Here is a 16,519-nt window from a genome sequence, read left to right on the forward strand (position 1 = left end):
TTATTATCTATTTAAATTTTTAAAAACATGAGAAAAAAATTCTTCATTTACGGATTCTTATTGTTTCTAATTGTTACAGCAATTTATTTTTACACCGGACGCGGATTTTTACTTGTTATCATTCTTCCAATACTTCTAATTGTTGGAGTTTATAATGCATCACAAGAAAAACATGCTATTTTAAGAAACTTTCCGGTTTTGGGCTATTTCCGATATTTATTTGAAATGATTGCTCCGGAAATCCAGCAATATTTTATCGAAAGATCTACAGATGGAAAACCCTTCTCAAGAAACCAACGTTCTTTAGTTTATCAAAGAGCCAAAAATATAGATTCGAGCACGCCATTTGGTACGCAACAAAATTTAAATACAGAAAGCTACGAAGGAATCAAACATTCTATTTTTCCAGCAAAAGTAAATGAAGAACTTCCTCGTGTTTTAGTTGGTGGAAAAGATTGTAAACAGCCTTATTCAGCTTCTTTATTTAATGTATCGGCAATGAGTTTCGGTTCGTTGAGTGAGCATGCAGTTCGTGCCATAAATATTGGTGCGCAAAAAGGGAATTTTTACCAAAACACTGGTGAAGGTGGTTTAACCGAATTCCACTTGGCTGGCGGCGGTGATATTACCTGGCAGATTGGTACAGGATATTTTGGATGCAGAGACGCAGAAGGGAATTTCAGTCCGGAAAATTTTGCAGAAAAGGCGAATCTTCCAAATGTAAAAATGATTGAAATCAAACTTTCTCAAGGTGCAAAACCAGGTCATGGAGGTGTTCTTCCAGCCAGAAAAAATACCGAACAAATTGCTAAAATAAGAGGTGTTCAGCCACATACCATGATTCTTTCGCCTCCTGGTCATCATGCATTTTCTGATTCGAAAGGCTTAATTCACTTCATAAAAAAATTACGTGATTTATCGAATGGAAAACCAATCGGGTTTAAATTATGTATTGGAAATACAGCAGAATTTGAAGCGATTTGCCACGAAATGATTGCCGAAGATATTTATCCTGACTTCATTACCGTTGACGGAGCTGAGGGAGGAACAGGCGCCGCACCATTAGAATTTGCCGATGGTGTTGGAATGCCGTTTGAACCTGCTTTAATTTTTGTCAATAAAACGCTAATTGGATTAAACATCAGAGATAAAATCAGAATTATTGGAAGCGGAAAAATCATTTCGGGATACTCAATTTTACATGCAGTTGCTCTAGGCGCCGATATGTGCAATAGCGCGCGAGGTTTTATGTTTTCTTTAGGTTGTATTCAGGCGTTGCGTTGTCATAATAATGAATGCCCAACCGGAGTTGCCACTCAAAACAAAATGTTGATGAAAGGTTTGGTTGTCACCGATAAATCAGAGCGTGTATATCATTTTCATAAAAACACACTTCATTCGGCAAACGAACTTTTGGCCGCAGCCGGAAAAACCTCTTTTGCTGATGTTGATATTAATATTTTCATGCGAGGCGATGAGTTTACCAATCTGTCTGAATTATATTTCCCAGATAATTTAACCAACGTTACCAAACGAAATTAAATTAAAAAGCCTCTTTGAATAATCAGAGAGGCTTTTTAAATTTATCTATTGTTAAAGTAATTTTATTTTCCAGGCATTACAATTTTGCAGTTTCTTTTCCGTTTCCAGCACCTTCAGAACCTTCTATAGTTGCTAATTCTTCTTTATCAACTAATTGTTTTGCCAGAATGACATTATTATAAGAGATAAAATATACATCAAACTTTACACCTTCTTCAATTAACTCTTTAGAGATTTGATCATTTTTAATCATTTCTGCAAGCAAACTTGGAAAAGTCTGCTGATAGGCTAATCTGTTTTCTTCAGTACCTTCTAAATCTGTTTCAATTCTAATTTCAATTTTATTATCATTTAAAAATGCTTTTGCACTTGTCGATACAACATTTCCTCCTTTTATAGAAGCTGTCGTATTGTAATTGCTAACGTGCTCCTGAATTTTTTGCTTCGTGTTTTTACAGCTGGCCAGTACTAAAATTAAAATAAATACAAATGCGATTTGGGTAATTTTTTTCATAATTTTTTAGGTTTTTGGTTATTTTTTAACTCAAACATAACAAACTTCCAACACAAAAACAACATTGGAGTGAAAAAATAAAATTAGTAATTATTTGATTACAAATACACTGCGACCAAATAAGGCTAAATGCATTAAATAAAAAACCTCTTTAGAAAATCTAAAGAGGTTCTCAATTATTTTGAAATACCCAAGATATCGGGACTTCTTTTATTTTAATATTTCTGAAATAGATTCTTTGTCGATAATCTTTTTTGAAAGTACTGTATTGTCATTAGCTAAAAAATAAACATCAAACCGAATTCCTTCTTCAACTAAATCTTTTGGAATCTGATTTTTATTTATCATTTCCTTTAATAGTTTTGAAAACGCCATATTTCCGGCCATCATATTTGCTTTATTTTGCTCCAAACCAGTCTCAAATCGTAATTCAATTTTATCATCATTAATATAACCTCTTGCAGTTGTCAACGTAACATTATCTGCCTTAAAACTTGGTGCAGCTGCATTATATGCAGCAACATATTCCTGCAATTTTTGTTTGGCATTTTTGCAATTTACAGCTAGCATAGCAACAGCAAAAATAACCAGCATTAGTCTCATTTTTTTCATCATAACTTCAATTTTAACGTCAATAAATTTAGCAATTATATTTAATAACGATGTCAAATTCAAAAGAACGCTATTTTTTTTGTTTTGTATTTTGAAGCAAAAATTCTAACGCTTTTTCCTTTAATATTTCTTTTGAAAGTGTATTACTTTCAAATTCATAAAAAAATTGGTAATCTCTTGTTTTGCTTTGAAAAGCTATAGCATAACCATTGAACGCTTTACCTTCTTTAGAAATTTTATATGAAAAAACTTTACCTGTTTTCAAGTTATTCTCTACTTTAAACTTCTGCAGATTACTGTATCTTTTAAGACTTTTAAAACCATTCTCTACACTTTCTTTAGTTTCAAAATCATGGATAAAAATAGTTAGATTTCGGGGCGATTTAAAAGCCATACGAAGTGAATCATCATGATTATTTTGCAAATAATATCCTTTCGGAATATTTAACTCTTCTTTTATGCTCATAAAAATCAGCGAATCTTTTTTTAGCTTGCAAACTCCATAATCTTCTTGTTGCGAAATGGTCAAACTATCTAAATCGGAATAATTACTATAAAACAAATTATTAGAAAGTCTATTCTTTTTAACCTGCGTCATTAGAGTATTAATTCGGTTATGTTCGGCTCTAATTTCAGCATCATCTTGAGTCATAATATACGGACTAACATCTACACTGTTCAATGAAGTATTATTTCTTCTATCCATATTTGAGCAAGTGTACAAGAGCCTGCCCGCACTAATAATCACAAAAATAACACTTAGAACTGTTCTCCAGCTTGTTGATTCACCACTCATTACAATTTAAGATCTTTTTCAGTTATAATCATATAATTAATGATTTTACCTTTAGCATTTAAATATTCGTATTTTAAATCCTTAATACCATAAGGCAGTAAAGAACGAACAACTTTTTGCACTTGACCTTCTCTCAATATACTTTCTTTTACTAATGAATTGGCTGCTTTATTTTCAAGCAATTTAAGCACATCTTCAGGCATTTCAACCTGATAAACAAGTTGATTTTCATTGTTAAGATAAATTTTCACAATTTTGCTTCCATCAGCATTTTTTACTGGCATACTCTTATTCATCATAACCAGTATTTCCTGAAGCTCAGGACTACCATTTGATGTTGATGGCCCCACAGCAACTTCCGGTTTGCTTGCATTATTTTTTATTAGTGCGGCCAATTCCTTCTGATCAATTTTGAATTCTGCAATTGATGTATTATCATTTGCAAGAAAATCAACTTGAAAAACCACACCTTCTTCAACTAATTCTTTAACATCTTTATCTGTTGACAACATCTGCTTTAAAAAAACAGGAAACAACTGCCCGTAAACAGCTTTATTGTTTTCGTTTTGTTCTAGAGTAGTCTCAACATTGATTTCTACTTTTTTTTGATCAAGAAATGCTTTTGCTTTTGTCGAAGTAATTATTTCGTTACTAAAATTAGAAGCCGAATTATTATATGCATTTACAAAAGCTTGCGTCTTTTGCTTTGTATCTCGGCAACCTGACAACGACAATAAAATCGTTAAAACAAATAAGATTTGGGTAATTTTTCTAATCATAGTTCAATTTTTTTTCGGTTAAAATAATACATATTTTACTACGAAAATAAGCAATAGAAATTCTTATCCAAATCTTAACACATAAAAATATTTTGATTCGGATTGAAAAAAAGGTCTTCTTCAAGATTTTAAAATTATTTTAGTTTTTGAAGTCTTAAAAGCGCTTCAAGATAGTAATAATCTGCGTAATTAATAGAACAGTCAATTTCGCTTCCCGCTGGTTTATGACCTGTTGAATGAAGCAAAAACGCCGAATTAACATCGTGGCTCTGATAATTATCTGAAAGCGAAACAATCATTTTTTTAGCTTTTGTCAGATATTCTTTTTTCAGATTTTTATCTTTTGTATAAGAACTCAATTCTAAAAGTGCCGAAGACACAATTGCTGCCGCTGAGGCATCTCTAGGCGCATTTGGAATATCTGGCGCGTTAAAATCCCAATACGGAATCAAATCTTCTGTTGTTAATTTATCCAGATAAACTCGGGTTATTTTATGTGCAAAATCTAAAAATTTAGGATCTTTTGTTTCTCTGTAAACCATTGTAAATCCGTAAATTCCCCATGCCTGACCTCTCGCCCACATACTGTCGTCACTGTATCCCTGAGCCGTTCTTCCTTTTATCTTTTTTCCTGTTTCATAATCGTAAATTACAACATGATATGAAGTATAATCAGGTCTAAAATGATTATTCATTGTTGTTTCGGCATGTTTCACAGCAATATCATACAATTTTTTACTTCCTCCGTTTTTAGAGGCCCAGAAAAGCATTTCCAAGTTCATCATGTTGTCAATAATGGTATTATGACCGCCCATTTTATTATGAGGCCAAGACTGAATTGTTCCTACTTTCGGATTAAAAAGCGTTGCTAATGTATCGGCTGTTTTTAGAATAATTTCTTTGTATTCTTTGTTTTTTGTCAAACGATATCCGTTTCCGAAACTATTGAAAACCTGAAAACCTAAATCATGATCTCCGGCTTTACTCACAGATAAAGGCGTTAAAAATCGGCTGAATTTATCGGCTTCTATCTCCCATTTTTTATCACGAGTTGCTTCGTATAAATACCACAATTCTCCTGGCCAAAATCCGCTCGTCCAATCTTTATAACCAACAAATTTCCATTCATTACTTCCATTCGGGACTGTTCTTGGCGAACTTCCATCATTCGGAATCACTTTTAATGTTTTTGAAGCCTGTTCAGCACAATAATTTAGCTGATTTTTAATATTAAACGAATTGTCTTTTTGAGCATAACTCTGATTTCCAAGCAAAAACAAAGCTGAAATCAAAGTGAAAAATTTTACATTCATGCGGTTATTTTTAGATAAATAGTTTTTTGAATCGATAAATTTATAAAATAAAGTAAACCTATACGAATCTTTGTATTTTTGTTTACCCAAAAAAGGACTAATCCTACCAACAAAAATCTAAGTTTGAAAAAATCCCGATTTCAATATTTCATTCTATTCTTATTAATTATTTTTCTTGGAATCATCTCAAGAAAAATTTCATTCGTACCTTTATGTATTGGTGATTTTCTGTATGCTGTAATGATTTATGTTTTGGTACGAATTATATTAATCAATAAAAAACCCATTCAAATTGCACTTCTTTCTTTATTGATTTGTTATGCAATTGAATTTTTACAGCTTTATCAAGGTGACTGGATGGTCGAACTCAGAAAAACACTTTTTGGACGATATGTTTTAGGCCAAGGCTTTTTATGGTCCGATATTTTAGCTTATACATTCGGAATACTATTCATTTTTTTAATCGAAAAAACTATTTTAAAAAATACTATATATGAAACTCGTTTTCGCATCAAACAATAAAAATAAAATCAAGGAAATTCAAAGCATACTAAACGGCTCAATACAATTATTAAGTTTAGAAGATATTGGCTGCCATGAAGAAATTCCAGAAACAGCAGATACAATTGAAGGCAATGCTATTTTAAAAGCAAATTACGTAACTGAAAAATACGGTTATGATTGTTTTGCTGATGATACAGGATTAGAAGTTAAAGCCTTAAATGGAGAGCCGGGAGTTTATTCGGCGCGATATGCAGGCGAACAAAAAAATGCTGACGATAATATGAATAAGCTTTTGGAAGCTTTAAAAAATGAAGAAAATCGAAGCGCACAGTTTAAAACCGTTATTGCTTTAAATTTAGAAGGAAAACAACACCTTTTTACTGGTTTAGCTAAAGGAAATATTACTTTAAATAAAACTGGAAATCAAGGTTTTGGGTATGATCCGATATTTCAGCCGGAAAATTATTCGGAGACTTTTGCTGAATTATCTTCAGAAATCAAAAATAAAATAAGTCATCGCGGAAAAGCAACGGAACAACTAATTGATTTTCTGAACTCAACAAAATAATTGTTTAAAATACAACATTTTATTGAGTAAAATTGATATTTCACGACGTATTTTTTTTGATTTCTTTTGGAAAATGATTTTACTTCAAACATAACTTTTTGATAATCAAATCATAACAAATCCATAAATCTTAAAATTGCATTAGTTTATCTGAATAATTAACAGTAATTTTGCACCCTATTTTAAAAATACATATGAACAAATTTGAACAATTAGGATTGAATGAATCGTTACTGAAGGCGATTTTAGATCTAGGATTTGAAAATCCGTCAGAGGTACAGGAAAAGGCGATTCCCCTATTATTGGAAAAAGACACAGATATGGTTGCGTTGGCTCAGACAGGGACAGGGAAAACGGCAGCTTTCGGTTTTCCGCTAATTCAAAAAATTGATGCTGACAACAGAAATACACAGGCATTAGTTTTATCGCCAACACGAGAACTTTGTTTACAGATTACCAACGAACTTAAAAACTACTCAAAATACGAAAAAGGTATTAATGTGGTAGCAGTTTACGGCGGGGCTAGTATTACAGAGCAAGCTAGAGAGATTAAAAGAGGAGCACAAATTATTGTGGCAACTCCAGGAAGAATGCAAGACATGATCAACAGAGGTTTGGTTAACATTAAAAATATAGATTACTGTATTCTTGATGAGGCTGATGAGATGTTGAACATGGGATTCTATGAAGACATCGTATCGATTTTATCAGATACTCCAGATCAAAAAAGCACATGGTTGTTCTCTGCAACTATGCCACAAGAGGTTGCAAGAATTGCAAAACAATTCATGAGCGAACCAGTTGAAATTACTGTTGGAACTAAAAATTCAGGTTCATCTACAGTTTCTCACGAATTTTACTTAGTAAATGCACGTGATCGTTACGAAGCTTTAAAACGTTTAGCTGATGCTAATCCAGATATTTTCTCTGTAGTTTTCTGTCGTACAAAAAGAGACACTCAGGCTATTGCTGAAAAATTAATTGAAGATGGATATAGTGCTGCTGCGTTACACGGAGATTTATCTCAGGCACAACGTGATGGTGTAATGAAATCGTTCCGTGGAAGACAAATTCAGATGCTTGTTGCTACTGACGTTGCTGCACGTGGTATTGACGTTGATAACGTAACACACGTTGTAAACTACCAATTGCCTGATGAAATCGAAACGTACAACCACCGTTCTGGACGTACTGGTAGAGCTGGAAAATTAGGAACTTCTATTGTAATCGTTACAAAAAGTGAGTTGCGTAAAATTTCTTCTATCGAAAGAATCATCAAACAAAAATTCGAAGAAAAAACTATTCCATCTGGAATCGAAATCTGCGAAATTCAATTATTGCACTTAGCAAATAAAATTAAAGATACTGAAGTTGATCACGAAATTGACAACTATTTACCAGCAATCAACAACGTTCTTGAAGATTTATCTAAAGAAGAATTGATTAAGAAAATGGTTTCAGTAGAATTTAACCGTTTTATTGCTTACTATAAAAAGAATAGAGATATTTCTGCTCAATCTTCAGGAGAAAGACGCGAAAGAAATGATTCTGAACCAAGAGAATTCAATAATAACGGAGCAGTTCGTTATTTTGTAAATATCGGTTCAAGAGATAATTTCGACTGGATGTCTCTTAAAGATTATTTGAAAGAAACATTAGACTTAGGTCGTGATGACGTTTTCAAAGTGGATGTAAAAGAAGGATTCTCTTTCTTTAACACTGATCCTGAGCACACTGATAAAGTAATGGAAATCTTAAACAACGTTCAATTAGAAGGACGTCGTATTAATGTTGAAATTTCTAAAAACGACGGTGGCGGAAGACGCGATCACAACAACCGTGGTGGTGGAAGAAATTCTGGCGGACCGAGAAGAGAAGGAAACTTTGCTCCAAGACGTGAAGGTTCTGGAGGTGGCTTCAGAGGCGACAGAAATTCTGCTCCAAGACGTGAAGGTTCTGGCGGAGGATTCAGAGGTGAAAGAAATTCTGCTCCAAGAGAAGGTGGTTTCAGAAGAAATGAAGGTGGTTCAGACAGAGCTCCAAGACGTTCTGAAAGCTTTGGCGATTCGTCAAGACCAAGAAGACCAAGAAGAGATTAATTATTTAATATCTTATAAATATAAAATCCCAAATTCCAGACATAATTGGAATTTGGGATTTTTTTATACAAAAAACCTTTCTCCTTGCCTCTTTTTAGTTAAATACTAAAAGTAAGACTTTTTTGCTTTGTTAATTTTCTTATAATTATATTCCAAGACTACAAAATATTTAATCCCGATTTACTACTTTTAGTGCTTTAAATCAGGATATGAAATATTTCGCAGTTTTCTTTTTTGTATTACTTACGAGTATTGGTTTTGCTCAAGAAACAGAATCAACAACTCCACAAAGAGTTTCAGGTTATATCTTTAATGATAATAGCAAACAACCTCTTCCAAACGTAAATATCATCAACAAAAACAAAGTATTAGGCGCAAAGTCTGATGCTAAAGGTTATTTTGAAATTGATGTTCAACAAAATGATACACTGCAATTCTCTCTTCTAGGATTCCAATCTTTGCGTATCAGAGTTACCAATGACTGGATAAAAAACAAAATCACAAGAATTCAGCTTACTGAAAAAGCAATTGCACTTGAAGAAGTTGTTATTGCTCCTTTCAGCTTGACTGGATATCTTGAAATCGACTCAAAATTAATTCCGACTAAGGAAAATTATCGTTACAGTATTTCTGGACTTACTCAAGGTTATGAAGCTGGTGAATACGCTCCAAATGCTTTTGGAAAAGTATTAGGTTCGATTTTCAACCCCGCCGATATGCTTTATAATTTCTTTGGAAAAAATGGAAAAGAGCTCAAGAAACTTAAAGACATGAAGAAAGATGATACGATCAGAAATCTTCTTGAAACTAAATATGACCGTGAAACTCTTGCCTTGCTTTTAGGAATTACAAAAGAAGAAATTCCGGAAATTTTACAGCGTTGCAACTACTCAGAATCTTTTGTTCAGCAAGCAAATGATTTGCAGATTTTAGATGCGATTAGTGGCTGTTATGAGCAGTATAAAGTATTAAAGAGAAATTAAAAAATTACTTTTATAATAAAATAAATAAATAATCCCTGATTGCCAAAAGCGGTCAGGGATTTTTGATTTTTAACCATGTAGCAAAACCACGGAAATTTATAAACATTAGTACGAAATGTATTCAATAAATTAAAAATTCATTTGATGATTTATAAGACAAATATTCTATATTTGAGTTATTACAAAATAATTAAAAACTACTACTTAACAAACAAAGCTACCTAATTTAAGAGTTATAAGTCTGTTCATCAAACTTATTTACTCGTTGGTGGCAAGTTTACTAGAAAAAAGGAATTTAAAGAAAACTAAATAATGAAAAACGACAAACTGAGTAACACAATCTTTTTACAAGCAAAGCGTTTTGAAGACTCAGCGGAGCTACTTTTTAAATTTGGAATTTCAGATCCAAATAAATATTTTATACCTGCTTGGGTAATGGCATCATTTAGTCTAGAACTTTACTTAAAATCAATACTTCAATACGAAAAGGGTACAATAAAAAAAACTCACAGTATTGAAACGATATTTAATGAATTGACTGAAGATACCAAAGATAAAATTAGAAGAAATTTTAAAGCTGACATAATTAAAAATCCACCAAGAAATATTAAAGAATTAGAAGAACAGAGTGGAATAAAAATTTCGAACGACTTTGATAACATATTGAGTGATATTTCAAGTTTATTTGTTGATTTTAGGTACATATTTGAACAGAAAAACGAAACTAAATCATTTATTTACATCGAGAATTTAAGGAGTGCTATAACTGAAAGAGTTCTCGAATTAGGAATAGGCAGATAAAAAAAAATCAGCCACCAACAAACAGTTACTCCAACTGATTTGAACAATTGGCTTAATGGAAAAAGGTTTTGTATTTGTGAGATTTGGTAAATCCAAAAATAGAGCTTAATTTACTTCCACACCAGCTTTAGTAACAGAACGTTGGGCATAACACTACAGAACTACAGAGAAAATAAGACATTTTACAACAAAATATAATATGGGATTTTTAGACAATCTTTTTGGAAAGAAACAAACAGAAGACAATTCGCAAAATTTAGCAGAAACTGAAACTGTTCAATTAGAAAAAGGCGACAAATTTATTTCGACAGGAGATAATTATGGATATAAAGTCATTAGACAATTAACAGAAAAACAAAGAGAAAGTGTTGACAAATCAACAATTTTACTTCGAGCAAGCCAACTATATATGCACTATTGGACTGAAAATTTAGTTTGCACGGACCTAAACGATCAAGAATGGCTAAATAAAGTTATGTTCTTTTGGAAAGCTGAAGAACCATTTCCTAAAAAATCATTGCCTCCCGTATTTGAAACTTTTAAAATTAAAAACTTTCTTTTTGTTGGCAATACTTCAAACATTTCATTACAAACTGCACAAGCAATACCTTGGTTTGGAATGCCAGGACTTGGAGAGAAATGCGTTTGCGAAATAAATGGTCAAAAAATAACGATTCCTGAATTAAATAAACTTGGGATGGTTGAATATGTTGAACCCGTAGAACTAACAAATGACAATCTAGACATATTGACAAACAAAGAAAACTACTTTTTTCTAATCGACGAAAGAATTACTCCATTCAAAAACGGAAATTTTCAACTAAAAGACAAACCAATTCCTATTGATGTTGCATATAGTATTGGCGGAATTCATATAATAAAGAAAATTGAGTTAGAATAAACATAATGCCGAAAATACTATACCAAATAGCTATACAACGGATTTAGGCAATTGGCTTTATGAAAAAATGGTTTTCTATTTGTGAGATTTAGCAAATCCGAGAATAAAGCTTAATTAAATTCCTAACTTATTATAGCATCAGAACGTTGACAGTACTGCATAAAATCAAGAAAAGATACTTAAGATGAAATTAAAAACATTAAAATTGTTACTATTTACAACTACATTTCTTTTCTGCATAAGTTGCTCAGATTCCAATCCAAAAGAAATAACTAAAAAAGATGCCTATAATTTAGAAGTTAAAAAAGTTGAAACGCCACGAGGTGTACTTGTAATAAATGGCAAATATTTTTTAAATAATAATGTAGAGATTATAAAAGGAATTGAGAAATTAGGCGTAGAAGATAATTCAATTTGGCGTTTGAATAAACCTAAACCTAACTTGTTAATCATTCCTGCTCCTTACAAATTAATTAAAAAAGAAAACAACGATTCAATAGTTATAATCTCTTACTCCGATACTATTATCGCCAAAATCAAATAAACACCACAATAACAGCTACTACAATAAACAATCGAACCAAATCTTTATAAACATAACCAATAAATAATGAAAAAAACATTAGCCTCAATTTTTTTAATTTTAGGATTTATAGCAGCATATTTTTTAGTAAAGAACTCTCCTCCACTTCATGGTCTGCTGTCAATTATTGCTAATTATCTTTTAATTTTTATTCCTTCATACTTTTTCTTAAAAACTTTTTTTGCTTCTGCTGATGGAGTCGGTATGTTTAATGATGGAAAAATGACTTTTGTTGCTTGTGCAATAATCACGGTTATAACAATGAATTTATTAAACTCAAATATTCATGGCGGAACAACATCTGAAGAAAAAATCAAGACAATTAGCGAGAAATACAGCTTAACTACACAAGCAAATATTACTGATATTGTTCATCAGGATGGATTTTTCATTAAAGGTAAAGAAGCTAAAGAATCATGGTTAGTTATTTATTCTTTTTACGTTGATGGGAAAAAATATTATGGTAAAGAAATATTTCAATCAAGACCTGATTTAAAAAAAGGTAATGCTATTGATGTGAAATATGTAAAAGATACTCCAACGATTAATATACCTTTATAAATGAAGAAAATATTTTACTTAACATTGAGCCTATTTTTTGGAATAAACTTTAATTCAAAAGCTCAAAATGTATCACAAACGAAAACCGAATTGAACAAAGTTCTTTGCAAAACCTGGCAAGCAGATTACGCAATGATGAATGGAATGAGAATTAATCAATTACCAAATAACATTGCTTTCGAACTTGAGTTTAATTCTGACAACTCCTATTTAGTAATTAAGGAAAAAACTAAGCAAAAAGGAAAATGGACTTTTAATGAAAAGAAAAAATACATTGACCTTTCAATCAACAACAAAACAAATTCACGCATAACTAAAATTAGTAAAAATGAACTTATCTTGGTGTTAGTTTCTGATGGAAAAAACAATCCTCCAGGCTTACCAAATATGGAAATATATTGTAAAACGAAATAGAAAATACGTCTCAAAATAGTTATAACAACAAATTTAAGCAATTGACTTACTAGAATGATTTGCTTCACCTATTCGTTATCGCTTAGGTGGCAAATCCATTTATAACCCGCTAATTTCAAGCCTATACCCTTTCCCACGTACAACAACAATTTTCAAATTCGGATCAAATTCCAGTTTTTTTCTAAGTTTTGATATGAACATATCCAAACTACGTCCCACGATAACGCCTTCATCTTCCCATATTTCTTTCTGAATTCGGCTTTTTTCTATAATTTCGTTGGGAGACAATGCAAAAATGAGCAGTAAACGGGTTTCCGTTCCGGTTAAGTCAATTGGCTTTCCGTTTACAAAAAGTTTCTTGTTCATGGCATCAAATAACGCCGAGCCCAAAGTGATACTATCTTTATGTTCATTATAAGATAAAGCCTTTTGTGGCTTAAAAGATCTCAAAAGAATAAATCCTAAAAATCCTAAAAAGGACAGGCCGCCCAGAAGATATCCATTCTTAACTATATTTATGCTTGTTGGTTCAAACTTAATATTAATCCTATAACAGGCTTTGGGCTGCTTTCTTCCTGTACCGGCTATAATATTATCTCTCTTGTTTTTAGATATAGCATATCCATAAGCTACACTTGAATTATTACAGTTCAAAACGTTAACAATATAATCATTTGTAAATGAGGATTTGTCTAAAATTCGACTAGTCGTAGCCATTAAGCTGTCTGGCTGAAAAGTAAAGTCATTCTCAAAACTAATCAGATATTCATTTTCTGCGATTTTTTTTACAGGTAGTACTCTCGATATACTATCGCCCGACTCTAGCAATATTTCATGTCCAATTCTTCGGAGCAATATTTCTCTTTTGGCATAGTCAAAGTCATCACTATCCTTACCGCTAAAAGCAGCACAGATTACACAGATAAAGGAGAGAAATAATAATCCCAACACGTATTTGCGTTTTCCTGAAAGTAGATTTCTGCTATTAAACATAGTATCAAGTTTTTATTTACAAAGTTTACATTTTTATTTACAATTTTAAGCTCACAATCCGTAAAATAATAAAGTAATTTGCTTCATAAACTTTAAAAAGAGATAAAATTAGAGTATTAATTAAAACATCAAAAACATGAAAAAAATCATTTATTTGCTGATCTTATTATTGGTTGTAGTAAGCGGAGTGTTATTTGCTAATCGTAAAATTAAAAATGAAACCATTAAAAATACAATCTCAAAACCTCTCTCTGTTGCAGAAAGGAAAGCTGCATTAAAAAAATGGGAAGCTACACCTGATGGTATAATGTACAAAAAATGGGAAGCCTCTGATGCGGGTCAGAAAGTACATAACAGAGCTTTTAAAATAAGCAAATCCATTAAGAATTATACCAATATGGAAGCAGTTGTAACCTCTCTTTCTCTTCCGGATGGCTCAAGATTAGGTTTTGGTATGATGGTGAGGATTAATAGTGACGATTATATTCTTTCTTTTGGACCAGAAAAGTCTAATGAGAATATGTTTAATTTCAACAATGGTTTTGAGCAATTGCATACACTAAAAGTTAACGACAAAATAATTATAAGAAGTCATCACATATCGCAAGCTCCAAAATATTCATACCCAATAATAATGGGTGATTATGTAGAACGAGATAATAAAACGATTTATATGCGTGAACCTAACAAAGATGGCTGTTAAGTAAATAAATCATGAAATACATTTACATACCATAAAACACTATATTTACTTGTAATTAACTCTAATACAAGCAAATCATGTCAAAAGGTCAAGATGCTAAAAAAACAGCAAAAAAAGAACCGTTAAAAACGGCTAAAGAAAAAAAAGAAGAAAAAAGAGAAAAGAAAAATTCTCCTAAAAGGGATTAATTAGTTTTCAGTCGCAGTTTTCAATCTCAAAGGAAACTGAAAACTGTGACTAAAAACTGAGAACTTTATTTAACTGGAATATTCGAAAGAATTTCCAATACAAATTTCCAATATTTTTGAGCAGATGAAATACTTGCTCTTTCGTCTGGAGAATGCGCTCCGTGAATAGTTGGACCAAAAGAAATCATATCCATATCCGGATAATTTGTTCCTAAAATTCCGCACTCTAAACCAGCGTGACAAGCTACAACTTTCGGCTGTTCTCCATTTTGTTTTTCGTAAATATCTTTTAAAACTTCTAAGATTTCAGAATTTACGTTTGGCGTCCATCCTGGGTAAGAACCTGTAAGTTCAACTTCGCAACCTACTAATTCAAAAGCCGAACGCAAAGAATTAGCCAAATCAAATTTTGAAGATTCAACAGACGAACGTGTCAAACATCCAATTAATACTTCTCCGTCTTTAATAACAACACGAGCAATATTGTTTGATGTTTCAACCAAATCAGCCATATCAGCGCTCATTCTGTAAACGCCGTTGTGTGCTGCGTAAATGGCTCTGATAATTCCTTCGTGAACTCCTAAATCCATCACTTTTTCAGGCAAATCACCTTTTACGATTTCAATCGATAAGTTTGGTTCAGTTGTTTTGTATTCTGCTTTGATATCAGCAATAATTTCCTGCATATCGTACACATAAGCTTCATCAAACATTTGAGAAATAATTACTTTAGCAACACTTTCTCTCGGAATTGCATTTCTTAAACTTCCTCCGTTAACTTCGACGATCTGCAAACCGAAGTTTTCAAATGCATCAAACAATAAACGATTCATGATTTTATTGGCATTTCCTAAACCTTTGTGAATATCCATTCCTGAATGTCCTCCATTTAAGCCTTTTACTGTAATCGTATATCCAACAGATCCTTCCGGAACTTCTTCTTCGTGGTATGTTCTTGTTGCTGTAACATCGATTCCACCAGCGCATCCAATATCAATTTCGTCATCCTCTTCTGTATCCAGATTCAATAAAATCTGACCTTGAAGAATTCCTCCTTTTAGGTTTAAAGCACCAGTCATTCCTGTCTCTTCATCAATTGTAAATAAAGCTTCAATTGCCGGATGCGGAATATCTTTGCTTTCCAAGATTGCCATAATTGTTGCTACTCCTAGCCCATTGTCAGCTCCAAGTGTTGTACCGCGAGCGCGAACCCAGTCACCATCAACATACATATCGATTCCTTGAGTATCAAAATCAAAAACAGTATCTGCATTTTTTTGGTGCACCATATCAAGGTGTCCCTGCATTACGATTGGTTTGCGATTTTCCATTCCTGGAGTTGCAGGTTTTCTGATGATTACATTTCTGATTTCGTCTTCAAAAGCTTCTAAACCTAAACTGTTTCCAAAGTTTTTCATAAACTCGATAACACGTTCTTCTTTTTTTGACGGACGCGGAACAGCATTTAAATCTGCGAATTTGTTCCAAAGTGCTTTTGGCTCCAGATTTCTAATTTCCTGACTCATTATATTTTGTTTGAAGTTTAACAATTAAGAGTCCCAAAGTTACAAAGTTTAAATGCTTTTTCGCCACAAATTGCACGAATTAGCACAAATTATAATGGCTCTAAAATTAAACAAATCAGCAATTAGCGAAAATTTGTGG

At 32.2% G+C, this 16,519-nt stretch carries 18 protein-coding genes; 11 read left to right on the forward strand and 7 right to left on the reverse strand.

Annotation, left to right across the window (positions count from 1 at the left end):
- The first annotated feature begins 27 nt into the window (after window positions 1–27).
- On the forward strand, window positions 28–1,542 hold the full coding sequence (locus ACNFIH_RS05555) for an FMN-binding glutamate synthase family protein (protein WP_426485828.1): 1,515 nt from the start codon (window positions 28–30) through the stop codon (window positions 1,540–1,542).
- Between the two features lie 76 nt (window positions 1,543–1,618).
- On the opposite strand, the gene ACNFIH_RS05560 is transcribed toward ACNFIH_RS05555, so the two are convergent.
- The 5 genes from ACNFIH_RS05560 to ACNFIH_RS05580 form a co-directional block, all read right to left on the reverse strand.
- On the reverse strand, window positions 1,619–2,056 hold the full coding sequence (locus ACNFIH_RS05560; RefSeq protein WP_426485829.1) for a hypothetical protein: 438 nt from the start codon (window positions 2,054–2,056) through the stop codon (window positions 1,619–1,621).
- A gap of 210 nt (window positions 2,057–2,266) precedes the next feature.
- Entirely contained in the window at window positions 2,267–2,671 is a 405-nt protein-coding gene (locus ACNFIH_RS05565) for a hypothetical protein (protein ID WP_426485830.1), read from the reverse strand.
- A gap of 67 nt (window positions 2,672–2,738) precedes the next feature.
- Entirely contained in the window at window positions 2,739–3,374 is a 636-nt protein-coding gene (locus ACNFIH_RS05570; protein ID WP_426485831.1) for a hypothetical protein, read from the reverse strand.
- Window positions 3,375–3,463: 89 nt separating this feature from the next.
- A complete protein-coding gene (locus ACNFIH_RS05575) occupies window positions 3,464–4,243 on the reverse strand; it encodes a hypothetical protein (RefSeq protein WP_426485832.1) in 780 nt (259 codons plus the stop codon).
- Between the two features lie 134 nt (window positions 4,244–4,377).
- A complete protein-coding gene (locus tag ACNFIH_RS05580; protein ID WP_426485833.1) occupies window positions 4,378–5,556 on the reverse strand; it encodes a glycoside hydrolase family 88 protein in 1,179 nt (392 codons plus the stop codon).
- A 123-nt stretch (window positions 5,557–5,679) separates the two neighbouring features.
- Between ACNFIH_RS05580 and ACNFIH_RS05585 the strand changes: the two genes are divergently transcribed.
- The 9 genes from ACNFIH_RS05585 to ACNFIH_RS05625 all read left to right on the forward strand — a co-directional run bounded on the left by ACNFIH_RS05585 (window position 5,680) and on the right by ACNFIH_RS05625 (window position 12,970).
- Window positions 5,680–6,078 (forward strand): DUF2809 domain-containing protein, encoded by a 399-nt coding sequence (locus ACNFIH_RS05585; protein ID WP_426485834.1) that lies wholly within the window; start codon window positions 5,680–5,682, stop codon window positions 6,076–6,078.
- A complete protein-coding gene (locus ACNFIH_RS05590) occupies window positions 6,050–6,628 on the forward strand; it encodes a non-canonical purine NTP diphosphatase (protein ID WP_426485835.1) in 579 nt (192 codons plus the stop codon). The genes ACNFIH_RS05585 and ACNFIH_RS05590 overlap by 29 nt, the downstream gene beginning before the upstream one ends.
- A gap of 194 nt (window positions 6,629–6,822) precedes the next feature.
- On the forward strand, window positions 6,823–8,727 hold the full coding sequence (locus ACNFIH_RS05595) for a DEAD/DEAH box helicase (protein ID WP_142449565.1): 1,905 nt from the start codon (window positions 6,823–6,825) through the stop codon (window positions 8,725–8,727).
- A gap of 209 nt (window positions 8,728–8,936) precedes the next feature.
- The gene (locus ACNFIH_RS05600; RefSeq protein WP_035648807.1) at window positions 8,937–9,710 is read left to right on the forward strand and encodes a carboxypeptidase-like regulatory domain-containing protein; all 774 of its coding nucleotides are present in this window, start codon (window positions 8,937–8,939) and stop codon (window positions 9,708–9,710) included.
- A 312-nt stretch (window positions 9,711–10,022) separates the two neighbouring features.
- Window positions 10,023–10,511, forward strand: coding sequence for a HEPN domain-containing protein (locus tag ACNFIH_RS05605; RefSeq protein ID WP_426485836.1), 489 nt, complete (start codon window positions 10,023–10,025; stop codon window positions 10,509–10,511).
- Between the two features lie 199 nt (window positions 10,512–10,710).
- On the forward strand, window positions 10,711–11,412 hold the full coding sequence (locus ACNFIH_RS05610; RefSeq protein ID WP_426485837.1) for a hypothetical protein: 702 nt from the start codon (window positions 10,711–10,713) through the stop codon (window positions 11,410–11,412).
- Window positions 11,413–11,596: 184 nt separating this feature from the next.
- A complete protein-coding gene (locus ACNFIH_RS05615) occupies window positions 11,597–11,956 on the forward strand; it encodes a hypothetical protein (RefSeq protein WP_035648816.1) in 360 nt (119 codons plus the stop codon).
- A gap of 66 nt (window positions 11,957–12,022) precedes the next feature.
- Complete coding sequence (locus ACNFIH_RS05620; RefSeq protein ID WP_426485838.1) at window positions 12,023–12,556, forward strand: hypothetical protein; 534 nt, start codon at window positions 12,023–12,025, stop codon at window positions 12,554–12,556.
- Window positions 12,557–12,970, forward strand: coding sequence for a hypothetical protein (locus ACNFIH_RS05625; protein ID WP_426485839.1), 414 nt, complete (start codon window positions 12,557–12,559; stop codon window positions 12,968–12,970).
- 99 nt (window positions 12,971–13,069) lie between these two features.
- Here ACNFIH_RS05625 and ACNFIH_RS05630 read toward each other — a convergent pair whose 3' ends face one another.
- A complete protein-coding gene (locus tag ACNFIH_RS05630) occupies window positions 13,070–13,963 on the reverse strand; it encodes a winged helix-turn-helix domain-containing protein (protein ID WP_426485840.1) in 894 nt (297 codons plus the stop codon).
- A gap of 136 nt (window positions 13,964–14,099) precedes the next feature.
- Between ACNFIH_RS05630 and ACNFIH_RS05635 the strand changes: the two genes are divergently transcribed.
- Entirely contained in the window at window positions 14,100–14,666 is a 567-nt protein-coding gene (locus ACNFIH_RS05635) for a hypothetical protein (RefSeq protein WP_426485841.1), read from the forward strand.
- 253 nt (window positions 14,667–14,919) lie between these two features.
- Here the strand turns inward: ACNFIH_RS05635 and ACNFIH_RS05640 are convergent, their stop codons facing one another.
- Window positions 14,920–16,380 (reverse strand): aminoacyl-histidine dipeptidase, encoded by a 1,461-nt coding sequence (locus tag ACNFIH_RS05640; RefSeq protein ID WP_426485842.1) that lies wholly within the window; start codon window positions 16,378–16,380, stop codon window positions 14,920–14,922.
- Window positions 16,381–16,519: the final 139 nt, after the last annotated feature.

The organism is Flavobacterium sp. 2, assembly GCF_049949195.1.
Lineage (GTDB): Bacteria > Bacteroidota > Bacteroidia > Flavobacteriales > Flavobacteriaceae > Flavobacterium.

What these genes read in the sequence shown, in the direction of transcription:
- ACNFIH_RS05555 (WP_426485828.1), top strand. Translation starts at nt 28, where the DNA reads ATGAGAAAAAAATTCTTCATTTACGGATTCTTATTGTTTCTAATTGTT.
- ACNFIH_RS05560 (WP_426485829.1), bottom strand. Translation starts at nt 2,056, where the DNA reads ATGAAAAAAATTACCCAAATCGCATTTGTATTTATTTTAATTTTAGTA.
- ACNFIH_RS05565 (WP_426485830.1), bottom strand. Translation starts at nt 2,671, where the DNA reads ATGATGAAAAAAATGAGACTAATGCTGGTTATTTTTGCTGTTGCTATG.
- ACNFIH_RS05570 (WP_426485831.1), bottom strand. Translation starts at nt 3,374, where the DNA reads ATGGATAGAAGAAATAATACTTCATTGAACAGTGTAGATGTTAGTCCG.
- ACNFIH_RS05575 (WP_426485832.1), bottom strand. Translation starts at nt 4,243, where the DNA reads ATGATTAGAAAAATTACCCAAATCTTATTTGTTTTAACGATTTTATTG.
- ACNFIH_RS05580 (WP_426485833.1), bottom strand. Translation starts at nt 5,556, where the DNA reads ATGAATGTAAAATTTTTCACTTTGATTTCAGCTTTGTTTTTGCTTGGA.
- ACNFIH_RS05590 (WP_426485835.1), top strand. Translation starts at nt 6,050, where the DNA reads ATGAAACTCGTTTTCGCATCAAACAATAAAAATAAAATCAAGGAAATT.
- ACNFIH_RS05595 (WP_142449565.1), top strand. Translation starts at nt 6,823, where the DNA reads ATGAACAAATTTGAACAATTAGGATTGAATGAATCGTTACTGAAGGCG.
- ACNFIH_RS05600 (WP_035648807.1), top strand. Translation starts at nt 8,937, where the DNA reads ATGAAATATTTCGCAGTTTTCTTTTTTGTATTACTTACGAGTATTGGT.
- ACNFIH_RS05605 (WP_426485836.1), top strand. Translation starts at nt 10,023, where the DNA reads ATGAAAAACGACAAACTGAGTAACACAATCTTTTTACAAGCAAAGCGT.
- ACNFIH_RS05610 (WP_426485837.1), top strand. Translation starts at nt 10,711, where the DNA reads ATGGGATTTTTAGACAATCTTTTTGGAAAGAAACAAACAGAAGACAAT.
- ACNFIH_RS05615 (WP_035648816.1), top strand. Translation starts at nt 11,597, where the DNA reads ATGAAATTAAAAACATTAAAATTGTTACTATTTACAACTACATTTCTT.
- ACNFIH_RS05620 (WP_426485838.1), top strand. Translation starts at nt 12,023, where the DNA reads ATGAAAAAAACATTAGCCTCAATTTTTTTAATTTTAGGATTTATAGCA.
- ACNFIH_RS05625 (WP_426485839.1), top strand. Translation starts at nt 12,557, where the DNA reads ATGAAGAAAATATTTTACTTAACATTGAGCCTATTTTTTGGAATAAAC.
- ACNFIH_RS05630 (WP_426485840.1), bottom strand. Translation starts at nt 13,963, where the DNA reads ATGTTTAATAGCAGAAATCTACTTTCAGGAAAACGCAAATACGTGTTG.
- ACNFIH_RS05635 (WP_426485841.1), top strand. Translation starts at nt 14,100, where the DNA reads ATGAAAAAAATCATTTATTTGCTGATCTTATTATTGGTTGTAGTAAGC.
- ACNFIH_RS05640 (WP_426485842.1), bottom strand. Translation starts at nt 16,380, where the DNA reads ATGAGTCAGGAAATTAGAAATCTGGAGCCAAAAGCACTTTGGAACAAA.